At 63.7% G+C, this 26,097-nt stretch carries 27 protein-coding genes and 1 tRNA gene; 14 read left to right on the top strand and 14 right to left on the bottom strand.

Annotation, left to right across the window (positions count from 1 at the left end; genetic code table 11):
• Positions 1 to 21: 21 nt before the first annotated feature.
• From purF to SOM28_RS15875, 3 genes are all read left to right on the top strand, one after another.
• Positions 22 to 1,548, top strand: coding sequence for an amidophosphoribosyltransferase (purF, locus tag SOM28_RS15865; protein ID WP_123070739.1), 1,527 nt, complete (start codon positions 22 to 24; stop codon positions 1,546 to 1,548).
• Between the two features lie 14 nt (positions 1,549 to 1,562).
• A complete protein-coding gene (locus tag SOM28_RS15870) occupies positions 1,563 to 2,804 on the top strand; it encodes a cystathionine gamma-synthase family protein (protein WP_123070738.1) in 1,242 nt (413 codons plus the stop codon).
• A gap of 120 nt (positions 2,805 to 2,924) precedes the next feature.
• On the top strand, positions 2,925 to 3,641 hold the full coding sequence (locus tag SOM28_RS15875; RefSeq protein WP_123070737.1) for a tetratricopeptide repeat protein: 717 nt from the start codon (positions 2,925 to 2,927) through the stop codon (positions 3,639 to 3,641).
• Positions 3,642 to 3,774: 133 nt separating this feature from the next.
• On the opposite strand, the gene lexA is transcribed toward SOM28_RS15875, so the two are convergent.
• Positions 3,775 to 4,404: a transcriptional repressor LexA gene (gene lexA, locus SOM28_RS15880; protein WP_005666067.1), complete on the bottom strand. Its 630-nt coding sequence runs from the start codon at positions 4,402 to 4,404 to the stop codon at positions 3,775 to 3,777.
• A gap of 185 nt (positions 4,405 to 4,589) precedes the next feature.
• Positions 4,590 to 4,808 carry a hypothetical protein gene (locus tag SOM28_RS15885; protein ID WP_123070736.1) on the bottom strand — a complete coding sequence of 73 codons (219 nt, stop codon included), beginning with the start codon at positions 4,806 to 4,808 and terminating at the stop codon, positions 4,590 to 4,592.
• Positions 4,809 to 5,031: 223 nt separating this feature from the next.
• Here SOM28_RS15885 and rpsF point away from each other — a divergent pair, with 223 nt between their 5' ends.
• The 7 genes from rpsF to SOM28_RS15920 all read left to right on the top strand — a co-directional run bounded on the left by rpsF (position 5,032) and on the right by SOM28_RS15920 (position 9,814).
• Positions 5,032 to 5,436: a 30S ribosomal protein S6 gene (gene rpsF, locus SOM28_RS15890; RefSeq protein ID WP_320468692.1), complete on the top strand. Its 405-nt coding sequence runs from the start codon at positions 5,032 to 5,034 to the stop codon at positions 5,434 to 5,436.
• Between the two features lie 45 nt (positions 5,437 to 5,481).
• Positions 5,482 to 5,772: a primosomal replication protein N gene (gene priB, locus SOM28_RS15895; RefSeq protein WP_123070734.1), complete on the top strand. Its 291-nt coding sequence runs from the start codon at positions 5,482 to 5,484 to the stop codon at positions 5,770 to 5,772.
• A 29-nt stretch (positions 5,773 to 5,801) separates the two neighbouring features.
• Positions 5,802 to 6,092 carry a 30S ribosomal protein S18 gene (rpsR, locus tag SOM28_RS15900; protein WP_005666071.1) on the top strand — a complete coding sequence of 97 codons (291 nt, stop codon included), beginning with the start codon at positions 5,802 to 5,804 and terminating at the stop codon, positions 6,090 to 6,092.
• A 31-nt stretch (positions 6,093 to 6,123) separates the two neighbouring features.
• Entirely contained in the window at positions 6,124 to 6,576 is a 453-nt protein-coding gene (gene rplI / locus SOM28_RS15905; RefSeq protein WP_109346893.1) for a 50S ribosomal protein L9, read from the top strand.
• A gap of 109 nt (positions 6,577 to 6,685) precedes the next feature.
• Positions 6,686 to 8,083, top strand: a complete 1,398-nt coding sequence (locus SOM28_RS15910) for a replicative DNA helicase (protein ID WP_370663549.1) — start codon at positions 6,686 to 6,688, stop codon at positions 8,081 to 8,083.
• Positions 8,084 to 8,153: 70 nt separating this feature from the next.
• Entirely contained in the window at positions 8,154 to 8,780 is a 627-nt protein-coding gene (locus SOM28_RS15915; protein ID WP_005666076.1) for a DUF47 domain-containing protein, read from the top strand.
• 23 nt (positions 8,781 to 8,803) lie between these two features.
• Positions 8,804 to 9,814: an inorganic phosphate transporter gene (locus SOM28_RS15920; protein WP_123070733.1), complete on the top strand. Its 1,011-nt coding sequence runs from the start codon at positions 8,804 to 8,806 to the stop codon at positions 9,812 to 9,814.
• A gap of 74 nt (positions 9,815 to 9,888) precedes the next feature.
• Here SOM28_RS15920 and SOM28_RS15925 read toward each other — a convergent pair whose 3' ends face one another.
• The 8 genes from SOM28_RS15925 to SOM28_RS15960 all read right to left on the bottom strand — a co-directional run bounded on the left by SOM28_RS15925 (position 9,889) and on the right by SOM28_RS15960 (position 16,635).
• Positions 9,889 to 10,128 carry a hypothetical protein gene (locus SOM28_RS15925; RefSeq protein WP_123070732.1) on the bottom strand — a complete coding sequence of 80 codons (240 nt, stop codon included), beginning with the start codon at positions 10,126 to 10,128 and terminating at the stop codon, positions 9,889 to 9,891.
• Positions 10,129 to 10,255: 127 nt separating this feature from the next.
• Complete coding sequence (locus SOM28_RS15930; protein ID WP_320468693.1) at positions 10,256 to 11,146, bottom strand: MBL fold metallo-hydrolase; 891 nt, start codon at positions 11,144 to 11,146, stop codon at positions 10,256 to 10,258.
• Positions 11,147 to 11,255: 109 nt separating this feature from the next.
• Positions 11,256 to 12,530 carry an RNA polymerase sigma factor gene (locus SOM28_RS15935; protein WP_320468694.1) on the bottom strand — a complete coding sequence of 425 codons (1,275 nt, stop codon included), beginning with the start codon at positions 12,528 to 12,530 and terminating at the stop codon, positions 11,256 to 11,258.
• Positions 12,527 to 12,925 carry a YciI family protein gene (locus tag SOM28_RS15940; protein ID WP_320468695.1) on the bottom strand — a complete coding sequence of 133 codons (399 nt, stop codon included), beginning with the start codon at positions 12,923 to 12,925 and terminating at the stop codon, positions 12,527 to 12,529. Before SOM28_RS15940 ends, SOM28_RS15935 begins: the two co-directional genes overlap by 4 nt.
• A 111-nt stretch (positions 12,926 to 13,036) precedes the next feature.
• Positions 13,037 to 13,393, bottom strand: coding sequence for a YciI family protein (locus SOM28_RS15945; RefSeq protein WP_320468696.1), 357 nt, complete (start codon positions 13,391 to 13,393; stop codon positions 13,037 to 13,039).
• Positions 13,394 to 13,545: 152 nt separating this feature from the next.
• On the bottom strand, positions 13,546 to 15,345 hold the full coding sequence (locus SOM28_RS15950; RefSeq protein ID WP_320468697.1) for a PhoH family protein: 1,800 nt from the start codon (positions 15,343 to 15,345) through the stop codon (positions 13,546 to 13,548).
• 263 nt (positions 15,346 to 15,608) lie between these two features.
• Complete coding sequence (locus SOM28_RS15955) at positions 15,609 to 16,073, bottom strand: peroxiredoxin (RefSeq protein WP_267874114.1); 465 nt, start codon at positions 16,071 to 16,073, stop codon at positions 15,609 to 15,611.
• A 181-nt stretch (positions 16,074 to 16,254) separates the two neighbouring features.
• Positions 16,255 to 16,635: an Mth938-like domain-containing protein gene (locus SOM28_RS15960; protein WP_123070721.1), complete on the bottom strand. Its 381-nt coding sequence runs from the start codon at positions 16,633 to 16,635 to the stop codon at positions 16,255 to 16,257.
• Between the two features lie 132 nt (positions 16,636 to 16,767).
• Here SOM28_RS15960 and SOM28_RS15965 point away from each other — a divergent pair, with 132 nt between their 5' ends.
• Together SOM28_RS15965 and SOM28_RS15970 are read left to right on the top strand one after the other, a co-directional pair.
• The gene (locus SOM28_RS15965) at positions 16,768 to 17,991 is read left to right on the top strand and encodes a pyridoxal phosphate-dependent aminotransferase (RefSeq protein WP_123070720.1); all 1,224 of its coding nucleotides are present in this window, start codon (positions 16,768 to 16,770) and stop codon (positions 17,989 to 17,991) included.
• A gap of 39 nt (positions 17,992 to 18,030) precedes the next feature.
• Positions 18,031 to 19,350: a homoserine dehydrogenase gene (locus SOM28_RS15970; RefSeq protein WP_123070719.1), complete on the top strand. Its 1,320-nt coding sequence runs from the start codon at positions 18,031 to 18,033 to the stop codon at positions 19,348 to 19,350.
• Positions 19,351 to 19,515: 165 nt separating this feature from the next.
• Here the strand turns inward: SOM28_RS15970 and SOM28_RS15975 are convergent, their stop codons facing one another.
• Positions 19,516 to 19,695 carry a hypothetical protein gene (locus tag SOM28_RS15975; protein WP_123069858.1) on the bottom strand — a complete coding sequence of 60 codons (180 nt, stop codon included), beginning with the start codon at positions 19,693 to 19,695 and terminating at the stop codon, positions 19,516 to 19,518.
• A gap of 265 nt (positions 19,696 to 19,960) precedes the next feature.
• Between SOM28_RS15975 and SOM28_RS15980 the strand changes: the two genes are divergently transcribed.
• Positions 19,961 to 21,850, top strand: coding sequence for an MFS transporter (locus SOM28_RS15980; RefSeq protein ID WP_123069857.1), 1,890 nt, complete (start codon positions 19,961 to 19,963; stop codon positions 21,848 to 21,850).
• Between the two features lie 90 nt (positions 21,851 to 21,940).
• Positions 21,941 to 22,017 (top strand) — tRNA-Pro (locus SOM28_RS15985).
• Positions 22,018 to 22,066: 49 nt separating this feature from the next.
• Here SOM28_RS15985 and SOM28_RS15990 read toward each other — a convergent pair.
• From SOM28_RS15990 to SOM28_RS16000, 3 genes are read right to left on the bottom strand one after another with little or no spacing between them, the layout of a single operon-like run.
• Positions 22,067 to 22,591 carry a GNAT family N-acetyltransferase gene (locus SOM28_RS15990; RefSeq protein WP_320468698.1) on the bottom strand — a complete coding sequence of 175 codons (525 nt, stop codon included), beginning with the start codon at positions 22,589 to 22,591 and terminating at the stop codon, positions 22,067 to 22,069.
• On the bottom strand, positions 22,591 to 23,163 hold the full coding sequence (locus SOM28_RS15995; RefSeq protein ID WP_320468699.1) for a helix-turn-helix domain-containing protein: 573 nt from the start codon (positions 23,161 to 23,163) through the stop codon (positions 22,591 to 22,593). The genes SOM28_RS15990 and SOM28_RS15995 overlap by 1 nt, the downstream gene beginning before the upstream one ends.
• A 42-nt stretch (positions 23,164 to 23,205) precedes the next feature.
• Positions 23,206 to 26,028, bottom strand: coding sequence for a hybrid sensor histidine kinase/response regulator (locus SOM28_RS16000; RefSeq protein ID WP_320468700.1), 2,823 nt, complete (start codon positions 26,026 to 26,028; stop codon positions 23,206 to 23,208).
• Positions 26,029 to 26,097: the final 69 nt, after the last annotated feature.

The following is a 26,097-nucleotide window of genomic DNA, read 5'->3' on the forward strand; positions in this document are numbered from 1 at the left end:
TCAAGCTTTTAGGAGCACACCATGTGTGGCATCGTCGGCGTCGTCTCTCACTCTCCCGTCAACCAGTTGCTGTATGACGCATTGCTGCTGCTGCAGCACCGCGGCCAGGACGCGGCGGGTATCGCGACCAATCACAGCAGCATGTTCTCGATGTTCAAGGCCAACGGCCTGGTCCGGGACGTGTTCCGCACCCGTAATATGCGTTCGCTGCAGGGCAATACCGGTATCGGCCACTGCCGCTACCCGACCGCCGGTTCGTCGAGCGAAGAAGAGGCGCAGCCGTTCTACGTCAACGCACCGTTCGGCATCACGCTGGCCCACAACGGTAACCTGACCAACCAGGCCGTGCTGAAGGACGAGCTGTTCCGCAACGACCGCCGCCACATCAATACCGATTCCGACTCCGAAGTGCTGCTCAACGTGCTGGCGCACGAAATCCAGGAAGCGGCCGACGGCTACTCGCTCGACGCCGATGCCGTGTTCAAGGCGGTCGCCGCCGTGCACCGCCGCGTGCGCGGCGCCTACGCCGTGGTGGCGCAGATCGCCGGCCACGGCCTGCTGGCCTTTCGCGACCCGTTCGGCATCCGCCCGCTGTGCCTGGGCATCAACGAGACCGAGCAGGGCAATGAATACCTGGTGGCCAGCGAATCGGTCGCCCTGGAAGGCCTGGGCTTCCGTTTCGTGCGCGACATCGCGCCGGGCGAGGCGGTCTTCATCGACGAAAACAACCAGCTGCACGAGCGCCAGTGCGCCGAGAATCCATCGCTCAATCCGTGCGCCTTCGAATTCGTCTACCTGGCCCGTCCCGACTCCGTGATCGACGGCGCCTCGGTGTACGCCACGCGCCTGCGCATGGGTGAATACCTGGCCGACAAGGTCAGCCGCGAAATCCCGGTCGACGAGATCGATGTGGTGATGCCGATCCCCGATTCCTCGCGTCCGGCCGCGATCCAGCTGGCCTTGAAACTGGGCGTCGAGTACCGCGAAGGCTTCATCAAGAACCGCTATATCGGCCGCACTTTCATCATGCCGGGCCAGGGCATGCGCAAGAAATCGGTGCGCCAGAAACTGAACGCGATCAGCTCCGAGTTCAAGGACAAGAACGTGCTGCTGGTCGACGATTCGATCGTGCGCGGCACCACCAGCCGCGAAATCGTGCAGATGGCGCGCGAAGCCGGCGCCCGCAAGGTGTTCTTCGCTTCGGCGGCGCCACCGGTGCTGTACCCGAACGTGTACGGCATCGACATGCCGACCCGCGACGAACTGATCGCCCACGGCCGCACGACCGAAGAAGTGTGCCGCGAGATCACGGCCGACCGCGTGGTGTACCAGGACGTCGACGCACTCAAGCGCGCGATCTCGGACGTCAATCCTGAGATCAAGAACTTCGAGGCTTCGTGCTTCGACGGCATCTACGTCACCGGCGACGTGACCCCGGAATACCTGGATCGCCAGGAATCGGCACGCCACGCCCCGTCGAGCAAGGACGGCAACGAGGACAAGGTGCGTACCCAGCTCAACCTGAACCCGCCGGTGGCCGCCGAGTAAGGCCGGGAAAAACCATGTCGGATAACAAGCGCTACGGCTTCACCACCACCATCCTGCACAACGATCGCCGCAAGACGATCGAGCAGGGTTCGCTGCACAAGCCGGTGCACACCTCGGTCGCCTTTGGCTATGCCGATGCGCGCCAGCTGGCGTCGGTGTTCCAGGGCAAGGAGCCGGGCTTCCGCTACGGCCGCCAGGGCAACCCGACGGTGTCGGCCCTGGAAGACAAGATCAGCAAGATGGAAGACGGCGTCGCCACCCTGTGCTTTGGCACCGGCATGGCGGCGATCGGCGCGCTGTTCCAGGCGCTGCTCAAGACCGGCGACCACATCGTGTCGTCGAGCTTCCTGTTCGGGAACACCAACAGCCTGTGGCAGACGGTGGCGGGGCAGGGCGTCGACGTCGCTTTCGTCGACGCCACCGACGTGGCCCAGGTCGAAGCGGCCTTGCAGCCGAACACCCGCCTGGTATTCGTCGAGACCATCGCCAATCCGCGCACGCAAGTGGCGGACCTGGCCCGCATCGGCGAACTGTGCCGTGCGCGCGGCATCCTGTACGTGGTCGACAATACGATGACCACGCCCTGGCTGTTCCGTCCGAAAGACGTGCATGCCGGGCTGGTGGTCAATTCGCTGACCAAGTCGATCGGCGGCCACGGCATCGCACTGGGCGGTGCGCTGACCGATACCGGCCTGTTCGACTGGGCCGCGTATCCGAACATCGCCCAGAACTTCAGAAAGCAGCCGCCCGCCGCGCAAGGCATGGCCCAGCTGCGGGCCAAGGCGCTGCGCGACTTCGGCGCCGCGCTGGGGCCGGAAGCGGCGCACCACATCGCGGTCGGCGCCGAGACGCTGGCCCTGCGCATGGAGCGCACCTGCGCCAATGCGCTGGCGCTGGCGACGATGCTGGAAGCCGACGAACGCGTCGCTGCCGTCCATTATCCGGGCCTGGCCTCGCACCCGCAGCACGCGATCGTCGAGGGGCTGTTCCGCTCCGGCGGTTCGCTGCTGAGCTTCGAGCTGAAAGATGACATCGACCCGTTCGACTACCTGAATCGCCTGAAGCTCGCGATCCCGGCCTCGAACCTGGGCGACAACCGGACGCTCGTGATTCCGGTGGCGCACACGATCTTCTTCGAGATGGGCCCCGAGCGGCGCGCCAGCATGGGCATCGCGGAAGGCTTGATCCGGGTGTCGGTGGGCATCGAGGACACCGATGACCTGGTGGGCGACTTCCGCCAGGCGCTGGATGCGTAAAGCGGGGTAAAACTGTCATCACAGGGCCGGCAAATGCCGGCCCTGTCATTTTTGCGGTTGAGCCCAGCCGTAAAACACGGCTATCATGGACTTTTACCAGCTCAGCCTTACGGTATGCCCATGAAACGATTCCTGTCCTGCCTGTCCCTCGCGGTATCCGTCGCGTTCAGTGGCGCCGCCTTCGCCGGCGAACTCGAGGACGCCAATGCCCTGTTCGAGAAAAAAGACTATGCGGGCGCGCTCAAGCTGTACACCAAGCTGGCCAACGCTGGCAATCCGCAGGCCCAGCAGCAACTGGGCCAGATGTACTGGTATGGCGAGGCCGGCGCGGTCGACGAAGCCAAGGCGAAGGAATGGTTTGAAAAGTCGGCCGCCAAGGGCAACAAGGTCGCCGCCGACTCGCTCGTGATCATGCAGCAGCGTGGCGAACGCCGCGCCGAGATCGATTACTGGATCAAGGGCTACGATGGCGCCGACCTGCAGTCGGGCGAGTACCGCTGCCCGTCGCCGCGCATCCCGGCGGTGTCGAAGGTGAACGACGAGATCGAGCGCGTTAACAAGGCCGTGACCGGCTGGCAGGATTGCTATAACAAGATGGTGACCAATCTCAACGAACAATCGCCGCTGACCAAGCGCATCCCGGCCGACATCGCCAAGCTGATGAACAAGCAGGAAACCGAAGCCTCGACCGCCTACCTGGAGCAGGTGCGCCAGAACATCGCCGAGGGAGCGAAGGTCAATTCGAAGATGGTATTGGCCGATTTCGCCGCCTGGCGCAGCGCGACCGAGGCATTCGTGGACCAGCACAATTCGGTGGTCAACAAGGCCAAGCAGTAAAGACTGCCTGTAAACGTCGTTCCCGCGAAGGCGGGAACCCAAGCCCTCAGCGCTGCCACGATCGCTTATTGTGGCGGCGACTCATGCAAACTGGGGTTCCCGCCTTCGCGGGAACGACGGATCGACGGCTATATCAGTTCCAGCTGCGCATCAGCCCCACCGCCAACCCCTCGAGCGCGAACTCTTCGTCGGGCGTGACTTCGATGACCTTGAAGTCCGGGTTCTCGGGCAGCAGCTCGACCAGGTCGCCCGTCTTGCGGTAGCGCTTGACGGTGACTTCCTCGCCCAGGCGGGCGACCACGATCTGGCCGTTCTTGGCGCTGTCGATTTTCTTGACCGCCAAAAAGTCGCCATCCATGATGCCGGCGTCGCGCATCGACCAGCCTTTTACCTTGAGCAAAAAGTCGGGCCGCGCCGCGAACATCGCGGTGTCGACGTTATAGGTCGCTTCGACGTGTTCCTGCGCCAGGATGGGATTGCCGGCGGCGACGCGGCCGACCAGCGGCAGCGACATCAGGGAGGGCGGCGGCATCGGGATCTGCTCGACGCTGGCGCCGACCAGGCGGATGCCGCGCGAGGTGCCCGGCGAAATCTCGATCGCGCCCTTGCGCGCCAGGGCTTGCAGGTGTTCTTCGGCCGCATTCGCCGAGCGGAAGCCCAGTTCGGCCGCGATTTCGGCCCGGGTTGGAGGAAAACCCGTGTTCTCGATCGCTTCCTTGATCAGGTTAAGGATCTGTTCTTGCCTTGCAGTGAGCTTGAGCATAAATATCTTGCAGCAACGGGTTGTAGAGGTAAACTGTATTTTTGTACAGTATTCTACTCTGCGCAAGGGAAATCGATAAAAAAACAGGAAATATTCGTTAAAGCTCAGGCATTTGCGTCGATTCGGCAAGCCCGGCCGGAGCCCGGTCGCCGGGCGGCGACCGGAGGGTGACGATGGTCAGTGCATCAGCACTCGGTTTCGTTGGACTCGAGATAGAAGTCGGTCTTGACGCCGTTATACAGTTTCCATTTGCCGGCGCAGGTGAATTCGCCATCGCCGACCACGGTGGTGTAGCTGGCGTCGGAGTAGTACGTGATGATGTAGCCGTATTGCGGTTTCGCGATCGCGACGGTGGCGACGGCGAGGCCGGCGACGAGGGCAAGGGCAGTGAGTTGACGTTTCATCGATGACATCCTTGGGTTGCGCTGCATTTCAGGAGACAACTTGGCCGCCGCAGCCTGGCTGGGCGAGTTCATCCATCATAGGCCTGCCGGTCCCCGCGCCGGCAGTGCAGAGCTGGTAGTTGCGCAAGCTCCGGGCACCGGTTATACTGGCGGGCTTTCCCTTCCCACACTCGTCTTGACGCCGAGGTGGGCATTTATGTAAAACGTCCTCAAGGAGTAATGCATGCGTCATTATGAAATCGTTTTTATCGTCCATCCGGACCAGAGCGAGCAAGTCCCGGCGATGATCGAGCGTTACAAGACCACGGTGACCAGCCGCGGCGGTAACATCCATCGCGTGGAAGACTGGGGCCGCCGCCAGATGGCTTACCAGATCCAGAAGCTGCCAAAAGCTCACTACATCTGTCTGAACATCGAATGCGACAACGAGACCCTGGTCGAGCTGGAAACCGCATTCAAGTTCAATGATGCCGTTCTGCGTCATCTGACCGTCAAGATGAAGAAAGCAGAAACCGCACCGTCGCCGATGATGAAATCGGTGCAGCGCGAAGACGCAGCCAAGAGCCACCGTGCAGAAGCCGCTGCTCCAGCAGCAGCTGCTCCAGCCGCTGCCGCTGCCGCTGCCTAAGATTTTTTCCAGGAATTCGTAACAAGCAAGTAGTAGAAGAACCGGGTGAACCAGCTCCAGCTCGTGGCGACCATCGCCGAGCGTGACGTACTGCGCTACACCCCGGCCGGCGTGCCGATCGTTTCAGCCGTCCTGATGCACAGTTCGCATCAGCGAGAGGCAGGGGTCGATCGCCTGGTCGAGTTCGAAGTCCCCGCGTTCGCCGCGGGCGAGATTTCGGGCAGGTTCGGCAGCGCCGAGCTGGGCGCCAGCTACCGCTTCGATGGATTCCTTGCTCGAAAAAATCGCAACAGCAAAGCCCTGGTGTTTCACATCATTGATTTCAGTGCCGCTTAACCGGCAATTTAGATATACAGGAGCCTCAAATGGCATTCGGTAAAAAGTTCGACAAAAACAAAGCTAAAGAAAAACTCAAGCGCAAACAGCAGAACCCGCTGTTCAAGCGCAAGAAGTTCTGCCGCTTCACCGCCGCTGGCGTTGAACAGGTTGACTACAAAGACGTCGACACCCTGAAGGACTTCGTCCAGGAAAACGGCAAGATCATGCCAGCACGTCTGACCGGCACCAAGGCGCACTACCAGCGCCAGGTCGACACCGCCATCAAGCGCGCCCGCTACCTGGCGCTGCTGCCGTACACCGACCTGCACCACGGTTAATCGGTTACGTCAGCTATCCTGGAGATAAAACATGCAAATCATTCTGTTGGAAAAAGTCATCAACGTCGGCAACCTGGGCGACGTCGTCAAAGTCAAGGACGGTTACGCACGTAACTTCCTGATCCCACAAAAGATGGCCCGCCGCGCTACCGCCGGCGCCGTCGCCGAGTTCGAAGCCAAGCGCGCCGAACTGGAAAAAGCAGCCGCCGAGAAACTGGCAGCCGCCCAAGCCCAAGGCGACAAGCTGAGCGGCCTGACCGTCACCATCGGCCAGAAGGCCGGCGTCGACGGACGTCTGTTCGGTTCGGTCACCAATGCCGACATCGCTGAAGCGCTGACCAAGCAAGGCTTCCCGGTCGAAAAAGCTGCCGTTCGCCTGCCGACTGGCCCGCTGAAGACCACCGGCGAATTCCCGGTTGCAGTCGCCCTGCACACCGACGTCGTGTCGGAAATCACCATCGCTGTCGTGGGCGAAGCTGCCTAAGCGAATGCTGAACTGAAGTAAAAGCTGTACACAAAAAAGCCGGGTTCTCCCGGCTTTTTTGCTTTTGAAACTCACCAATTATGACAGCCGTGTGACAGGAGAAGGTATAATGCCGCCCATGAACGCAGCACCCTCAGACCCGCAGATCGAAGCGCTGCGCATCCCCCCGCATTCCATCGAAGCAGAGCAGTCCGTCATTGGCGGCCTGCTGCGCGATAATGCCGCCTGGGACCGCATCGCCGACTTCATGCATGCGGAAGACTTCTACCGTTACGATCACCGCATCATCTTCGAACAGATGGTCCGCCTGATCAATGCCGGCAAGCCGGCCGACGTGATCACGGTCTATGAAGCCTGCAACCAGCTCGGCAAGGCCGAGGAGGTGGGTGGCCTGCAATACCTGAACGCGATGGCGCAGAACACGCCGTCGGCCGCCAATATCCGCCGCTACGCCGAGATCGTGCGCGACCGCGGCATCCTGCGCCAGCTGATCACCGTCGCCGACGAGATTTCCGGCAATGCCTTCAATCCGCAGGGCAAGGAAGTCAAGCAGATGCTCGACGAGGCGGAATCGCAGATCTTCGCCATCGCCGAGCAGGGCGCCCGCGGCGCCCAGGGCTGGCTGGCGGTACAGCCGCTGCTGACCCAGGTGGTCGAGCGCATCGACGAACTCTACTCGCGCGAGAACCAGGGCGAAATCACCGGCGTGCCGACCGGCTTCATCGACCTCGACCGCATGACATCAGGCCTGCAGCCGGGCGACCTGGTCATCGTCGCCGGCCGTCCGTCGATGGGCAAGACCGCGTTCTCGGTGAATATCGGCGAGAACGTCGCGATCGAGGCCGGCCTGCCGGTCGCCGTGTTCTCGATGGAGATGGGCGGCACCCAGCTGGCCATGCGTATGCTCGGCTCGGTCGGCCAGCTCGACCAGCACCGCCTGCGTACCGGCCGCCTGAACGACGAGGACTGGCCGCGCCTGACGCACGCCATCCAGAAGATGAACGATGCCCAGCTGTACATCGACGAAACACCCGCACTGAACCCGATCGAGATGCGCGCACGGGCACGACGCCTGGCGCGCCAGTGCGGCAAGCTCGGGCTCATCATCGTCGACTACCTGCAGCTGATGCAGGGTTCGAAGCCGGGCGACAACCGCGCCTCCGAGATTTCCGAGATCTCGCGCTCGCTGAAAGGCCTGGCGAAAGAACTGCAGTGTCCCGTGATCGCGCTGTCGCAGCTGAACCGCTCGCTGGAACAACGCCCCAACAAACGTCCCGTGATGTCCGACTTGCGCGAATCCGGCGCTATCGAACAGGATGCGGACGTGATCATCTTCCTGTACCGCGACGAAGTCTATAACCCGGATTCGCCCGACAAGGGCACCGCCGAGATCATTATCGGCAAGCAGCGTAACGGTCCGATTGGGGCGATTCGCCTCACCTGGATTGGCCAATACACCAAGTTTGGCAACTACAGCGGTAACCTCGCCGTTTATCAGGGCGACTAAACCGATATTCAGTGCCGCCATCTGTCCACGATGGCGGCATGACCCAGAGAGAACTCCACGGAGAAAAATAATGTTTGGACGTTTCCTGCCCAAAGAGGGCAATTTCTTTGAACTGTTCAACCAACACGCGGCCTTGTGCGTGAAGGGTGCGCACGAGATGGTTGGCCTGATGACCAACTTCGATGACCTGGAAACCCGCACCCACGCGGTCGAAACCATCGAGAAGCAGGCCGACAAGATCACCTACGCCACGGTCGACCTGCTGCACAAGACCTTCATCACCCCGCTCGACCGCGACGACATCCACAAGCTGATCACCCGCATGGACGACATCCTGGACATGATGGAAGACGCGGCGCAGACCGTGTCGCTGTATGACCTGCATGCGGTCACGCCGGAAGCGAAGCGCCTGGCCGAGCTGTGCCTGTCGTGCTGCCTGAAGGTGCAGGAAGCCGTCTCGATGCTGCACGATATGGACAATGCGCCAAAGATCGTCGCCATCTGCGAAGAGATCGACCGCTTCGAATCGGACGCCGACCACGTGATGCGCGCCGCCATGTCCAAGCTGTTCCGCGACGAACCGGACGTGCGCAACCTGATCAAGATGAAAGCGATCTACGAGATCCTGGAAACCGTTACCGACCGCTGCGAAGACGTGGCCAACATCATCGAAGGCATCATCGTCGAGAACGCGTAAGCGCCTTCGAACCGGTAACGATTATGGAAACTCTACATATCAGCATTTACGTGCTGGGCATGCTGGTCGTCCTGGCGCTGATCTTCGACTTCATGAACGGCTTCCACGACTCGGCGAACTCGATCGCCACCGTCGTGTCGACCGGCGTCCTGAAGCCGCAGCACGCCGTGGCGATGGCCGCCTTCTTCAACTTCATCGCGATCTTCGTGGTCAACATGAAGGTGGCGCAAACCATCGGCAAGGGAACCATCGACCCCCACATCGTCGACCACTACGTCATCTTCGGCGCCCTGGTCGGAGCGATTTCCTGGAACCTGATCACCTGGTACTACGGCATCCCGTCCTCGTCCTCGCACGCCCTGATCGGCGGCCTGGTCGGCGCGGCGGTCGCGAAAGCCGGTACCGGTTCGCTGATCTCCGGCGGCCTGCTCAAGACCGTGGCCTTCATCGTGGTGGCGCCGCTGCTGGGCTTCGCGCTGGGGTCGATCATCATGCTGATCGTGGCCTGGGTGTTCGTCAAGGCGACGCCGCGCAAGGTCGACGGCCTGTTCCGTAAGTTGCAGCTGGTCTCGGCCGCGGCCTATTCGCTGGGCCACGGCGGCAACGATGCGCAGAAAACCATGGGCATCATCTGGATGCTGCTGATCGCGGCGGGCTACGTCAGCGCCAACGACGCGCATCCACCGGCCTGGGTCATCATCTCGTGCTACGCCGCGATCGCCTTCGGCACGCTGTTCGGCGGCTGGCGCATCGTCAAGACCATGGGCCAGAAGATCACCAAGCTCAAACCGGTGGGCGGCTTCTGCGCCGAGACCGGCGGCGCCATGACCCTCCTGATGTCGAGCGCGTTCGGCATCCCGGTGTCGACCACCCACACCATCACCGGCGCCATCGTCGGCGTGGGCGCCGCGCAAAAGGCTTCGGCCGTGCGCTGGGGCGTGGCCGGCAACATCGTGTGGGCGTGGATCTTCACCATTCCGGCGTCGGCGTTCATCGCCGCGGTGGCGTGGTGGGTCGGTACCCACATCATGTAACAACGCCTTTGGAGCACAGGAAAACGGAGCCGCGCGGCTCCGTTTTTTTTGGGCGCTGTGCAACGGGCGCCGGTTCAGCGCAGCAGGCCTTCGTTGACGCCGGTGCCATTACCGGCATTCTTCATGTTCTCGAGGTCGGTCTTGTCGACGGTGCTGGCGTTGTTGGCGGTCTGCGCCCGCTTGCGTGGCAGGTAGGTGCCGAGCGGGACGTAGCGCTCTTCCTGCGCGCTGGCGGTGGCATCGCCGTGCGAAGTGGTGGACGCGCAGCCGGCGAGCAGCAGGGCCGCCACCGGGACAATCAGGATGATCTTCATTCGATGCTCTTTCGTGGACAGGGAGGGACGGGCCGTCTGTGTGTATTGACGGCCAGGGTCCATTCTACCGCCGGCGGAAAGAGTGGTTCCTCTCGATTCTGGCAGGTGTCGCGCATCGCGCGCCGTGCTAGCCGAGGTCGACCTCGAGGCCTTCGTAGGCCAGGAAGACCCGCAGGCCGTTCAGACGTCCGGCATGGCGCGCCATCACCTCGGCAAATACCGCTTCCAGTTCGTCGTCCCCGCGTGTCGGTTCGTGGTGGGTGCAGTAGAGCGTGCGCGCGCCCACGCGCAGCGCCATGTCGAACGCGCCGTCGAAAGTGCCATGGCCCCAGCCCCGCTTGGACGGGTATTCCTCGCGCGTATACGAGCAGTCGACGACCAGGGCGTCCACGCCGCGCATGACGGCGTCCATGCGGCGTTCGCGCTCGCGCAGGTGTTCCTCGCAGGCGGCGTGCTCGCCGCTTCCGGCCGGGTGCGGGTTGGGCCAGGGTTCGTGGTCGCCGGTGAAGAACAGCGACTTGCCGTTGCAGTCGATGCGGTAGCCGAGATTGAGCACCGGATGGTTCATCGCAACGTTCGATACCACGGCGTCTTCCACCGCGATCGGCGTTTCGATGTCGAGCGTGCGGTAGTCGAGGGTGGCGCTCATCTCGGCCTCGCCGACCGGGAAATAACTGTTCTGCAGCTGCACGTTCATCACGTGCTCGATGCCGTTGCCCGTGATTTCGTCGTGGGCGCCGTGCAGGCGCACCCGGTTGCCCTTGATGAACAGCGGCGCGAAGAAGGGCAGGCCGTGGATGTGGTCCCAGTGGCTGTGGGTGATGAAGATATTGGCCGCCACCGGTCCCTGCTGGACCAGGTGCTGGGCCAGCGGGAACAGTCCGGTGCCGCCGTCCAGGATCAGGAGGGCGCCGGCGTCGGTGCGCACCTCGATGCAGGTGGTATTGCCGCCGTAGCGCGCGGTGCGCGGTCCCGGCGACGGGATCGATCCTCGTACTCCCCAGAACCGGAATTTCATTGCAGGCCTCCCGTCACGATCGTTTGCTTATTATTCTATACACCCTCGATCATAGCGGTATGTATCCCTCCGGCATAGTCATCAATTAACGCAAAGTATTTGCGCAGGCTCATGCATCCGCTGCGTCGCGCATTCGCGCCAGCAGCAGTTCGCGCTCGGCGGCGTTGGCGGTGAGCGCGGCCGCGCGCTCGAACTCGGCGCGCGCCTCCGGCCGGCGGCCGAGCTTGAACAGCAGGTCACCGCGCACGCTCGGCAGCCAGTGATAGCCGTCCAGCCGGCCGTCCGCGCGCAGTCGGTCGACCAGCGCCAGGCCGGCCGCGGGGCCGTCGGCCATGCCCACCGCCACCGCACGGTTGAGTTCGACGACGGGAGAGGGCTGGACCGCGGCCAGTTCGCCGTACAGGTCGGCGATGCGGCGCCAGTCGGTGAGCTCCGCGCGGTGGGCGCGCGCGTGGCAGGCGGCGATCTCGGCCTGCAGCACGTAGGATCCGCGTGGCATGGCGATGCGCGCCGCGCGCTCGAGGGCGGCCAGGCCGCGCCGGACCAGCACGCCGTCCCAGCGCGCGCGGTCCTGGTCGAGCAGCAGCACCGGCCGCTTTGCCGCGTCCAGGCGCGCCGCCATGCGCGAAGCCTGCAGCTCCATCAGCGCCACCAGGCCATGCACCTCGGGCTCGTTCGGCGCCAGCTCGGCCAGGATGCGGCCCAGGCGCAGCGCCTCGTCGACCAGGGCCGGGCGCATCCAGTCGGCGCCCGCCGTGCCGGTATAGCCCTCGTTGAAGATCAGGTAGACCGCCTCAAGCACTGCCCCCAGGCGCTCGCCCAGCTCGGCTGGCGGCGGCAGTTCGAACGGCACCTTGGCCTCGCCCAGGGTGCGCTTGGCGCGCACGATGCGCTGGGCCATCGTGCTCTCGGGCACCAGGAAGGCGCGCGCGATCTCGCCGGTCGCCAGGCCGCCGAGCAGCTTCAGTGTCAGCGCCAGGCGCGCGTCGAGAGATAGCACCGGGTGGCAGGCGGTGAACATCAGGCGCAGCAGGTCGTCCTTGAGCACGTCGTTGCGCCTGGCGTCGAGTTCGTCCACGAAATCCGGCACCGTCAGGGCCTCCTGGGCCTCGAGGTCGAGGCCGATCTGTTCCAGTTTCTGGCGCAGGCTGCGGTCGCGCCGCAGCAGGTCGAAAGCGGCGTTGCGCGCCGTCGTGAGCAGCCAGGCGCCGGCGCGGTCGGGGATGCCGTCCTGTGGCCAGCGTTCCAGCGCCGCAACCAGGGCGTCCTGGGCCAGCTCCTCGGCCAGCCCGACGTCGCGCACGATGCGCGCGACGCTGCCATTGATGCGGCCGGATTCGATCCGCCACAGCGCAGCGATGGTGTCCTCGACCTTGCCCGTCATTGCGCCCGCATGCGTTCGATGGTCTCGGTGGGGGCGAAGTCGTCCAGCTCGAACAGTTGGCGCACCTCGATCTCGGCTTCCAGGCCCGGACCCTGGGGATTGGGGAAGCGGCGCGTCCATTCGAGCGCTTCCTCGCGCGAGCGGACCTGGATCAGGGTGTAGCCGGCGATCAGCTCCTTGGTCTCGGTGAAGGGGCCATCGATCACGCGCCGCTCGCCGCCTTCGTAGCGGATGCGCCAGCCCTGGCTGGTGGGCTTGAGCCCATTGCCGTCGAGGAGGACGCCGGCGCGCGCCAGCTCCTGGTGGTAGTCGTTCATTTCAGCGAGCAGCGACTCCTGCGGCATCGCTCCCGCTTCGGTCGCGGCGCTGGCCTTGACGATGATCATGAAACGCATGATGTTCTCCTTGGGTGGTGAGCGGCCGGTGGTGGCAGGCCTTTCATGGTCCACGACGAACGGCGCTCACCGGTTTCGACAATCCCGACGAACAATCATGAAAAATATTTGCTAGCGCATGAAGCAGGGCGCCAGCGCGCGTACCTCGACCGTGGCCCATTCTGCGGCCGGACACTCGGCCGCCAGGGCGATCGCTTCGTCGCGCGAATCGACATTGACCATGAAGAATCCGCCCACCATTTCCTTGGCTTCGGCGAACGGGCCGTCGACGATGCGCACCTTGCCGGTCGGGACGGTCACCCGCACTGCGGTATCAAGGGAGGCCAGCGATTCGGCCGCCAGCAACAGACCGCGTTCCTTCAAGTCTTCGCCCCAGCGCAGCATGCGCTCGTAAGTGGCGCGTCCTTCGGCTTCGCTGCGGGTGGCGCGCTGGCCGACCGGCTCGTTGATGAGCAGCATATGGGGCATGGGGTCTCCTTTGGGCGGGATATGTTTGGACGCGTGGACGGCGTAGCCGCCCACCCTATGGTAGCGCTGTTTGCGGCTCAGGCAAAAAAAACGCCCGCCGGTGAGGGCGGGCGTTCGGTGGCACTGCCGCCTCTTACGGGCGGCCTGTGGCGTTACAGCACGTCGCTCGCGTGGTCGGCCAGGCGCGAGCGTTCGCCGCGCGCCAGGGTCACGTGGCCGCCGTGGCTCCAGCCCTTGAAGCGGTCGACCACATAGGTCAGGCCGCTCGAACCCTCGGTGAGGTAAGGCGTGTCGATCTGCGCGATATTACCCAGGCACAGGATCTTGGTGCCGGGACCGGCGCGCGTCACCAGGGTCTTCATCTGCTTCGGCGTCAGGTTCTGCGCCTCGTCGATGATCAGGAACTTGTTGACGAAGGTACGGCCACGCATGAAGTTGAGCGACTTGATCTTGATGCGCGAGCGGATCAGGTCTTGCGTGGCGGCGCGGCCCCAGTCGCCGGCGTCGCCGTCCGACTTCATGAGCACCTCGAGGTTGTCGTCGAAGGCGCCCATCCATGGCGACATCTTCTCTTCTTCGGTGCCCGGCAGGAAGCCGATGTCCTCGCCCACCGGCACCGTCACGCGGGTGACGATGATCTCGTTGTAGAGCTTGGTTTCCAGCACTTGCGCCAGGCCGGCCGCCAGCGCCAGCAGGGTTTTACCCGTGCCGGCCTGGCCCAGCAGGGTGACGAAGTCGACCTCGGGATTCATGAGCAGGTTGAGGGCGAAGTTCTGCTCGCGGTTGCGCGCGGTGATGCCCCAGACGTTGTTCTTGTTGTGGCTGTAGTCGCGCAGGGTCTGCAGCACCGCGGTCTTGCCGTTGATCGACTTGACTTGCGCGTACAGCGGCGACTGGCCATCCTTCGGCTCGAGGAACAGGAACTGGTTCACCAGCAGGCTCGGGATCAGCGGGCCGGTGACGCGGTAATAGGTCGCCGAACTGCCGTTCTTGTTCTCTTGCCAGGATTCGACGTCCTTGCCGTGCTTGTCCCAGAAATCGTCCGGCAGCTGGACGATGCCCGAGTACAGCAGGTCGGTGTCTTCCAGCACGTGGTCGTTGAAGTAATCCTCGGCCGGCAGGCCGATGGCGCGCGCCTTGATGCGCATATTGATGTCTTTCGACACCAGCACGATGGCGCGGCCCGCCATCTGCTGCTCCAGCGCGCGCACGACACCCAGGATCTGGTTGTCGGCCTTGCCGGAAGGCAGGCCTTCGGGCAGGGCGGCGCTGGTCAGCCGGGTCTGGAACAAGAGGCGGCCCTTGGCATCCTTGTTGCCCAGCTTGGACAGCGGAATGCCGGACTCGATGGCGTCGTCGTCGACGTTGGCGATCAGGGCGTCGAGCGTGCGCGAGACCTGGCGCGCATTGCGTGCGACTTCGGACATGCCCTTCTTGTGGTTGTCCAGCTCCTCGAGCGTCATCATCGGCAGGTAGACGTCGTGCTCTTCGAAGCGGAACAGCGAGGTCGGATCGTGCATCAGCACATTGGTGTCGAGCACGAACACCTTGGTGGTGCCGGAGCGGTCGGCCTTGCGGCTGGTGGACGACTTGATGGTGACTTCGACCGGCTTGTGCTGGGCCGGATGCGGTTGATCGGCGTCGGTCTCGCGCAGCTTGGCTTGTGCCGGTGCGGCCTTGCGGGCTGGCTGGGGAGCCTGTTCGGCGACGGCGGGTACGGCTGCGACGGGTTTGGCAACCGCGGGCGCTTGCGCCGCGGCGAGGGTGTCTTGCGCCTTGCGGCGTGCGCGCGATTTCGGCGTCGGCACGGCCTGGCCGCTGATCAGGTCCTCGACGTCGTCATTGGCCTGGGCCGAAATGGGACGTACCGGCGATTTGCCGGGTTCGGCCTTGGGGTAATCTTTTGCCAGCAGCATGGTCGCTGGCTGGGTAGGCATCTTTGGCAGTGGCATCAGGTTCTCAATCTAAAAAAAGTCTGGATGGCCGTGCGCGCGCTGGCCACGTGGCGCGCTGCCGCACGGAGTCGATGCTACTAACGGGAGTGGCGGGTGAACCGCCGCGTGGACTGCAGGGAAAAACCTCTGCAGTAAGGCCGAGCCCGGAAATGCTCCGGCCCGGCGGGAAACCAGATTGGAAGAATGTGGATGTATTACGCGTTGACTCAAAATAAAGGATAGCGATCCAGCAGGTTGAACAAACTGGAGCCATCCGTAATTCAGGGCTGGCTCTTCAAAAATTCCAGCACTTCGGTGACGTGATCGTTGACTTTCACGCCACGCCATTCTTTCACCAATCGGCCTTGAGCGTCAATGACAAACGTACTGCGCTCGACTCCACGAACCTGTTTGCCATACATATTTTTCATCTTCATGACATTGAATTGCGTGCAGACGGCTTCGTCTGGATCGGAGATCAGTTCGAAGGGCAGGCCCAGCTTGGCCTTGAAGTTCTCGTGCGAGCGCAGCGAATCGCGGCTCAGGCCATAGATCTCGGCGCCCAGCGCCTGGAATTCGGGCCAGGCTTCGCGAAAGGCGATGCTCTCGGTGGTGCAGCCGGGCGTATTGTCCTTGGGGTAGAAGTACAGCACGGTGTACCTGGCCGGACGGCCAAGCAGCTCGAAGGTCTGGCCACCGGTCATCGGGGCGGAAAATGGGGCGATGGTTGCTGGGCTCTCGGCCACGGGCTTCTCCTGGGCAGTGACAGCGCGTTGCGCTGCGATATTAACCTCCCGGCGCATGATGGCGGGGAGCGGCACTGGCATGATAATCCGGCCATGCCACCTGCCGCTAGTGTCCGGCTGGACAGAATCGCACTATTTACCTGGTTTATGAAACGTTTCTGCCTGTCCAGGGCCCGTGGATTCAGGCGCCGGCATCGAGGATCAGCGCCAGCGTCACCTTGCGGCCTTCGCCCATCAGCACGTTATAGGTGCGGCAGGCGGCCGCGTTATCCATGCTTTCGACGCCGATGTGCATCGCCGACAGGCTGGCCACCAGGCGCGGATGCACGAAGCGCTGGCGCTCGCCGGTGCCGAGGATGACGACGTCCGGCGCGTCCTTCGCGATCTCTTCGAAATGGGCGGTGGTGAGTTCGTCGAAACGGGTCACGTTCCATGGCCTCGGCGCGATCTCGGGGAGCACGGTCAGGCTGTAGTTGAAGTGTTCGGCATTGATTTCCACGCCCGAAGCGTCGTAGCCGGTGACGGTCTGGTATTGTTGGGTGTTGTCGGAATGGAGCTTCATGGCGTTGGCTGAAATCCGGTCTGCTGGCAAAGGCCCATTGTAACCGGATCGGCAAGGTTGCCTAAATGGGGCGCTTTCGGCAGAATGGTATTTTTCGCACTGCAACAGAGCACGCTCACATCTGGGGAAATTTTGAGACCGATCGCCAAATCCAACAAGCTCGACGACGTCTGCTACGAAATCCGTGGTCCGGCACTGGACGTGGCGCGCCAGATGGAAGAAGACGGCCAGAAGATCATCAAGCTCAATATCGGCAACCTGGCCGTGTTCGGCTTCGACGCGCCGGACGAGATCGTCAGCGACATGATCCGCAATATGCACGGCGCGGCCGGCTATACCGATTCCAAGGGCATGTTCGCGCCGCGCAAGGCCGTCATGCATTACACGCAAGAGAAGAACATCGCCGGCGTGGGCATGGACGACATCTACCTGGGCAATGGCGCCTCGGAGCTGATCGTGATGTCGATGCAGGGCCTGCTGAACAACGGCGACGAAGTGCTGGTGCCGGCGCCCGATTACCCGCTGTGGACCGCCGCCGTGAGCCTGGCCGGCGGCGCGCCGATCCACTATGTGTGTGACGAACAGTCCGGCTGGCTGCCCGACATCGAGGACATGCGCCGCAAGATCACGCCGAACACGCGCGCGATCGTCGTCATCAACCCGAACAACCCGACCGGCGCCCTGTATCCGCGCGAAGTGCTGCTCGACATCGTCGAGCTGGCGCGCCAGCACCAGTTGATCGTCTACGCCGACGAGATCTACGACAAGACCCTGTACGACGGCGCAGAGCACGTCTCGATCGCCTCGCTGGCCGACGACGTGCTGTTCGTGACCCTCAATGGCCTGTCGAAGAACTACCGTTCCTGCGGCTACCGCGCCGGCTGGATGGTGGTCTCGGGCGAGAAGCGCCACGCCAAGGGCTATATCGAGGGACTGAATATGCTGGCCTCGATGCGCCTGTGCGCCAATGCGCCGGGCCAGTTCGCCATCCAGACCGCCCTCGGTGGCCACCAGAGCATCAACGACCTGGTGGGGCCGGGCGGACGCCTGCTGAAACAGCGCGACCTCGCGCATAAATTGCTTACCGATATACCGGGTGTGTCCTGCGTCAAGCCAAAAGCCGCGCTCTACATGTTCCCGCGCCTCGATCCGAAGATGTATCCGATCACGGACGACCAGCAGTTCATCTGCGAACTGCTGTCCGAGGAAAAAGTGCTGCTGGTGCAAGGCACCGGCTTCAACTGGATCGCCCCGGACCATTTCCGGCTGGTGTTCCTGCCCAATTCCGACGACCTGACCGACGCTTGCGGACGCATCGCGCGCTTCCTCGACGGTTACCGACGACGCCACGCCTGAACAGGACCGGCGTCCTGACCATCAAGAGAAACAGATTTTATGAAACCGATTCAAGTTGGCCTCCTGGGCATCGGCACCGTAGGTGCCGGTACCTTCAACGTCCTTCAACGCAACCAGGAAGACATCCGCCGCCGCGCCGGACGCGGCATCGAGATTGCGATGATTGCGGCGCGCAATATTGAACGTGCGCGCGAAGTGACCGGCGGTACGGTCGAGATCGTGGCCGACCCGTTTGCAGTGGTCAACAATCCTGAGATCGACATCGTCGTCGAGCTGATCGGCGGCTACGAGCTGCCACGCGAGCTGGTGCTGCAAGCGATCGCCAACGGCAAGCACGTGGTGACGGCCAACAAGGCGCTGCTGGCGCTGCACGGCAACGAGATCTTCGCCGCCGCGCAAGAAAAAGGCGTGATGGTGGCCTTCGAGGCAGCCGTGGCCGGCGGAGTGCCGATCATCAAGGCCCTGCGCGAGGGCCTGACCGCCAACCGCATCGAATCGGTGGCCGGCATCATCAACGGCACCACCAACTTCATCCTGACCGAGATGCGCGAGAAGGGCCTGGATTTTGCAACCGTGCTCAAGCAGGCGCAGGAACTGGGCTATGCCGAGGCCGACCCGACCTTCGACATCGAAGGTGTCGATGCGGCCCATAAACTGACCATCATGTCGGCGATCGCCTTCGGCATCCCGGTGCAGTTCGACAAGGCCTATATCGAAGGCATCAGCCAGCTGCAGGCGGCCGACATCCGCTACGCCGAGCAGCTTGGCTACCGCATCAAGCTGCTGGGCATCACGCGCCGCACCCATACCGAGTCGGGCGAGGGCGTCGAGCTGCGCGTGCACCCGACCCTGATCCCGGCCGCGCGCCTGATCGCCAACGTCGAAGGCGCGATGAACGCGGTGCTGGTGCAGGCCGACGCGGTCGGCGCCACGCTGTACTACGGCAAGGGCGCCGGTTCGGAGCCGACCGCATCGGCCGTGATCGCCGACCTGGTCGACGTGACCCGCCTCCTGACCGCCGACCCGTACAGCCGCGTGCCGCACCTGGCATTCCAGCCGAACCAGATGACCGACGTCGCGATCATGCCGATGTCCGAGATCACCACCAGCTACTACCTGCGCGTGCACGTGCAGGACCAGCTGGGCGTGATGGCCGACCTGACCCGCATCCTGGCCGACGCCGGCATCTCGATCGACGCCGTGCTGCAGAAGGAGCCGGGCAACCGGGTCGACATCGACATCATCATGCTGACGCACCAGACGCGCGAAAAGAACATCGACGCGGCGATCGCCAAGATCGAAGGCTTGCCGGCGGTGATCGGCAAGGTGACGCGGATTCGCCTGGAAGCGCTGGGCTGATCACGCTCTACACCTGGCCATTGGCTTCGATACGTCGTTCCCGCGGAGGCGGGAACCCAATGCGCTTGCTCTGAAACTACGTCAAACGTAGCCGATGAGCATGCTGACTTGGGTTCCCGCCTCCGCGGGAACGACGTTTTTACGCTTGTGGTGCAAGCACGCGTCTTATGGCGGCGGCATGCCTTCGTGCGCCAGCGCTGTCGCTGGATACGCCTCGAAACGGCGTGGTAATTCCTCGTCGTCATCGAGGAGGGCGGTGGTGAGGAGCAGCAGGTCCTGCTCGATATGCTCGAACAGCGCATTGGCGACGCTGGCGTAGCTGATGTGGAAGTTGGCGGAAGTCATCTGCGGATTCTACCTGCGCTGCATTGCACCAATGTGCCAGATCAAGCCTGATTTGACCGGTTTCAAGCGCCGATGGTACACGCCGCAAGTTTCTGCGCGTACGCTTGCCGTAACGCGGAGTTTGTGCTCGCTCAAGTGCTGGTACTGCAGAGCAACACTTGCGGTATCAGATGCGAATACGCAACCGTGAATGTGAGAAACAGCGTTTGTTCCGCTGTGCTTGCCGTTGTACATTACGCACTCCTTCACAGCCGAGCTTTCCAGCATGAGCCAACCGAATCAGTTTTCCCTGCTGACCCAGCGCCGTTTCGGCCCGTTCTTCTGGACCCAGTTCCTGGGCGCCTTCAACGACAATCTGTTCAAGACCGCGCTGCTGGTCGTCATGACCTATGACGCGATCAACTGGACCACGCTCGATCCCTCCCTGCTCAACAACCTGATCCCGGGCCTGTTCATCCTGCCCTACGTCCTGTTCTCGGCCACCTCGGGCCAGATCGCCGACAAGTTCGACAAGGCCAAGCTGGCGCGCATCGTCAAGGTCGCCGAGATCGCGATCATGCTGGTGGCCGGCATCGGCTGGATGACCCACACGCTGTGGCTGCTGGTCGCGGCGGTGATCGGCATGGGCATGCATTCGACGCTGTTCGGGCCGGTCAAGTACGCGTATCTGCCGCAAAACCTCAAGCCCGACGAGCTGGTCGGCGGCAATGGCGTGGTGGAGATGGGGACCTTCGTCGGCATCTTGCTGGGTGAAGTGGCCGGCGCGATCCTGGTCGGCTACAAGCCGAACGGCATCATGCTGGTGGCCGGCGCGACCTTGCTCTTCGCCGTGCTGGGCCTGGCCGCCGCCTGGCGCATCCCGCCATCGCCGGCGCCGGCGCCCGAGCTGCGCATCAGCCGCAACTTCATCGCCGAATCGTGGCGCAACCTGGCGTATTCGCGCCAGAACCGCACCGTGTTCCTGTCGATGCTCGGCAATTCCTGGTTCTGGTTCTATGGCGCCTTGCTGTTGGCCCAGTTCCCGGTGTTCTCGAAAGACTACCTGATGGGCGACCACAGCGTGTTCGTGTTGCTGTTGACCGTGTTTTCGCTCGGCATTGGTGTCGGCTCGCTGCTGTGCGAGCGCCTGTCGGGCCACAAGGTGGAAATCGGCCTGGTGCCGTTCGGCTCGATCGGCCTGTCGGTGTTCGGCATCGACCTGTATTTCGCCAGCGAAGCCTTCATCGCCAGCACGACGGCGGTGGACTGGCTGGGCCTCTTGAACCAGCCGGGCGCGTGGCGCATCCTGGGCGACCTGGTGATGATCGGCGTGTTCGGCGGCTTCTTCATCGTGCCGCTGTTCGCCCTGATCCAGACCCGCTGCGACCAGAAGCACGTGTCGCGCACGATCGCCGGCATGAACATCCTGAACGCGATCTTCATGGTCGCCTCGGCCGGCGTCGCCATCCTGCTGCTGGGGCAGGGCTTCAGCATCCCGGAACTGTTCCTGACCACGGCCCTGCTCAATGCGGTGGTGGCGGTGTACATCTTCTCGCTGGTGCCGGAATTCCTGATGCGCTTCCTGGCCTGGCTGCTGATCCACACCGTGTACCGGGTGCGCACCCTCGACACGGCGCGGATTCCGAGCGAAGGCCCGGCGGTGCTGGTGTGCAACCACGTCAGCTATGTGGATGCGATCGTGATCAATGCCGCCAGCCCGCGTCCGATCCGCTTCGTGATGGACCACCGCATCTTCAAGACGCCGTTCCTGCGCTGGATCTTCCGCGCCGTGAACGCGATCCCGATCGCGCCGGCCAAGGAGGATCCGTGGACGATGGAAAAGGCGTTCGTGGACATCGCCCATGCGCTGCATGACGGCGAGCTGGTGTGCATCTTCCCGGAAGGGCGCCTGACTTCGACCGGCGAGATGAATGAGTTCCGCCACGGGATCTCGAAGGTCATGGAGCGCAGCAAGGTGCCGGTGATCCCAATGGCGCTGCGCGGCCTGTGGGGCAGCTGGTTCACTCGCGACCAGGGCAATCTGTTCGGGCGCCGCATCGCGCGCGGCATGCGTTCGCAGCTGGCGCTGGCCGTCGGCCAGCCGGTGGCGCCGGAGCAGGCGACGCCGGAATACCTGCAGCAGCAGGTGATGGCGCTGCGTGGGGAGTGGAAGTGAGGGCTCTTGAGTCCGATCCAGCGAAGATCTTGCACGGTGTGGCAAAAGCGCAAGATTTTTTCGCTGGCTCTGATATAATTATTGACTAGTCGGGGCGTAGCGCAGCCTGGTAGCGTACGTGCATGGGGTGCACGGGGTCGGAGGTTCGAATCCTCTCGCCCCGACCAAGAGAACCAGTGAAAAGAGCCAGCTTTCGAGCTGGCTTTTTTCATGGCCTTATCCGAGACGTTTAAAGAAGAACGTCGTCGCGCACAACTCCCCAGTTGGAAGACAGGCATAGTCCGGAATGGCGCCGACGCGCTGCCACCCAAGGCGTTCATACAAGCGCTCGGCAGTGGCATTCGCAGTATCGAGCACCAGCAGCGACCGGCGCTGCGTGCGCGCGGCTTCCTCGACCGCCTCCATCAGGCGCTGTCCGATGCCGGCGCCGCGCGCCCGCCGTCCGACCAGCAATTTGGCGACGTCGGCCCGGTGCGGCTGGTTGTCGGGCATGTCGGTGATCAGTTGCACGGTGCCGGCAATGCCTTGCGCATCCTCGGCCACGATGAGCGTGCGTTCACCGCGCCCGACGCTGTCTGCCACGCCGCGCCAGAACTGCAGCGCCTTGTCCTCTCCCATCGGCAGCATGAAGCTGACCGATGCGCCGCCCTCGACACAATCAAGTAAGACCTGCGTCAATTGTTGGCTGCATGCCGTCGCTTCTTGCGCACTGAGCGAGCGCAGTCTCACATCGGTTTTCATCAGGCTCTCCTTGGACGAAGTGGCGTACCAAGCGCCACCAGGTATCGCGCCGGCTTGCCGGTCGGGTTATGGAAGGCGATTGGCCGATCGAGCAGCATGGCCAGGCAATCGCCGGCCATGAGGGTCCAGCAGGTGTCGCCAACGGTGATCTCCATGCTGCCTTCGACGATCCACACTTGCTGGTGGACGTCGACGTCGCGCGCCGCGGTGTCATAGGCGACACGCTGTCCCGGCGGGAAATGAACTTCTACAAGGTGGAGCGTGGAATCGACGGCAGGAGAAAGGTTGCGGCGCACATAGCCAGATACCGGGTCTGTCCAGGTCAACTGGTCTTCGGTGCGTCGCAGCGGCGTCGGCTCTGCTGCCGGCGAGTCGAACAGTGCCGCAAGCGTGATGCCCAGGGCTGCGGTCAGCCGATCGAGCACGGTAGCGGTCGCGCTGCTCTCGCCACGCTCGATCAGGGAGATATTGGAACGGCTGACACCGCTGCGTTCGGCAAGCGTGGCAAGCGACAGCCCCTGCGCGTCGCGTAACTCCCGCAGGCGTTGGGCGATGAGTTGATTGATGTCCATAAAATCCAGTATAGTGGATTTTATGGGCTTGTAAACTGGATTTTATTGGCGCGCTTCCTCCACCAGCCGATCCAGTACAGCCAGCAGATGCGCGATGTCGACAGGCTTGACCAGATGCGTGGCAAAACCGGCGCGCCGCGAGGCAGCAATGTCTTGCGGTTGGCCGTAGCCGCTCAGCGCGATCATGACCGTCCCGCGCATGGACGGCAGTTTGCCCAGCCTTCGCACCAGCTGGTAGCCATCCAGATCGGGCAAGCCGATGTCGAGCAGGCAGACGTCAAACGATTCCGCCTGTGCCCGCGCGATCGCCGCCATCGATGAATCCTCTACCTGCACCGCATGTCCAACCGCCGACAGCACGATGCCGAGCGATTCCGCTGCATCGCGGTTATCGTCGACGATCATGATGCGCAGCGTCGAATGCGCAGCCAGCGTTGCGTCGGCCTCGCGCTGCCTTGCATCGTTATCGGTGCTGTTCACGCCAAGCGGCAACACCACACTGAAGCAGCTGCCCCGTCCCGGCCCGTCGCTATGCGCCTCGACCGTCCCGCCATACAGGTTGACCATGCTGCGCACCAGCGCCAGGCCCAATCCAAGGCCTCCCTGGGCGCGGTCGGGCGTACGCTTGGCCTGGGTGAACAATTCGAACACATCGGGCAGCAGCGCGGCATCGATGCCGATGCCGGTGTCCTTGACGCTCAGCTTCACCTGGCCGGACTCGGGCAGCGGATCGGCGCAGACCGTGATCTCGCCGCCGTCCGGTGTGTACTTGGCCGCATTGTTGATCAGGTTGGCTATCACCTGCACCAGCCGCTTGCGATCGCCCGTGACGGTGACGTTGGCCGCGCCCAGACGGGTCGACAGGGTGTGGCCCTTTTTTTCGATCAGCGGGCGCGCCTGTTCGATGGCGTTGTGGATCACCGACTTGAGGTCGACCGGTTCGCATTCCAGCTCGACCAGGCCGCGCGTGACGCGCGAAACGTCGAGCAGGTCGTCCACCAGCTCGACCATGTGCCGCACCTGGCGCCCGATGACGTCGCTGGCATGGGCGATGCGCTTCGGATCGGCGCCGGACAGCTTGAGCATCTGGGCCGCGGTGCTGATCGGCGCCAGCGGGTTGCGCAGCTCGTGGGCCAGCATGGCCAGGAACTCGTCCTTGCGCGCGTTTGCCGCCTTCAGTTCCTCGGCCGCCAGCTTCTGGTCGTGCATGTCGGTGACCGTGCCCATCCAGCGGATAATGGCGCCGGCCTCGTCGCGCACCGGCAGCGCGCGGTTCAGCACCCAGCGATATTCGCCGCCATGGTGGCGCAGCCGGTGCTCGATCTCGAACAGCGCGCCGCTTGCCAGGCTGTCGGTCCACAGTGCCAGCAGTGCCTGCAGGTCGTCGGGGTGGATGGCGGCGGTCCAGCCGGCCGGATCCCCGTTCGACAGGCCCGTGAAATCGCTCCAGCGCCGGTTCGTATAGTCGTTCTGGCCGTCGGCCCGGCTCGACCAGACCATCTGCGGCATCGCATCGGTGATGGTGCGGAATTTTTCCTCGCTCTCGCGCAGCGCGCGCTGCGTGTCGACCTGGTCCGTGAGGTCCATCGAGGCCGCCACCGCGCCGGTGATGGCGCCATCTTCTGCGCGGATCGCGGTGGCGCGGGTGAGCAGGGTGCGGCGCTCGTGCGGCCGGCCGAAAGGCTGGATCTCGACGACGTCGGCCTCCACCTGCTCGCCGCGCAGCGCGCGCGCCAGCGCCCATTCTTCCGGCCGTATCTGGCGGCCATGGCGCTCGGAGCCGTCGGCCCACCAGCCGCGCCACTCGGCGTACTGGTCCTGGCTGGTGGACATCGGGTGCTCGCCCCACAACTGGCGGTTCATGCGGTTGACGGCCGACAGTGCGCCATGCTCGTCGACATAGACGATCCCGACCGGCGCCGAGCTGAGCAGGGCGTCGAAGCGGCGGCGGTCGGCTTCGGCCTGGCTGGCCGCGGCGCGCGCCGCCGTTTCGCTGGCTTGCAGGGCGCGCTCGGCGTTCTTCTTGTCGGTGATGTCGGTGAACAGCAGGGCCACGCGGCGCTTGTCCGGATGGTCGATCGGACTGGCGTAGACATTGAACCAGCGCCCCATCGCTTCCGACCCTTCCTCGAAGCGGCGCGCCACCCCGCTGCGCGCGATCCCGTCGTAGGTGTCGACCCAGCCCTGCTCGAGATTCGGCACCAGCTGGCGCGCGGTCTGGCCCACGCTGTCCACCAGCCCGGTGTGGCGGGCGAAAGCGCGGTTCGCCTCGATGAAGCGGTAGTCGACCGCGCGCCCGTCGGCGTCGTCGATCAGCTCGACCAGGCAAAAGCCGTCGTCCATGGTCTCGATCAGCGCGTGATTGGTCTGCTGCAGGCGCTGCCGGAGCAGGTGGTCTTCGGTGACGTCATTGCAGATCACCAGCACGCCGCGGATGCCGGCCCCGTCCTCGATCGGGCTGTAGCCGTAGGTCCACCACACGTCTTCGCGGCGGCCGTTGCGGGTCAGCGGGACCAGCCGGTCCTCGTACCAGGCGCTGGCGCCTTCACGCATCACGCGCTCGATGTCCGGTCCGATCAGGTCCCAGGCTTCTTCCCAGCACGGACGGCCGGGCTGGCCGAGGGCGACCGGATGGCGCTCCGGGCCCAGGGTCTGGCGGTAGCCGTCGTTGTAGAACTGGATCAGGTCGTCGCCCCACCAGATGAACATCGGGTGATTGCTCGACAGCAGCACCCGCAGTACGGTCTTCAGGGTCGAGGGCCAGCCATCGGGCGAGCCGAGCGGGCTGTGCCGCCAATCGTAGGCGCGCATGAGGGCGCCCATCTCGCCGCCGCCGGCCAGGAAGCTGTGGTTCGTGTGCAACATCGTCAATCGGTGGTGTGAGTAGCTGCCCACGATACGGGGTGCTTGCCCACTTGGCAACTGCAATGTTGC

Origin of the sequence: Massilia sp. CFBP9026, assembly GCF_034045165.1 — a bacterium.
Taxonomy (GTDB): Bacteria; Pseudomonadota; Gammaproteobacteria; order Burkholderiales; family Burkholderiaceae_D; genus Telluria; species Telluria arenae.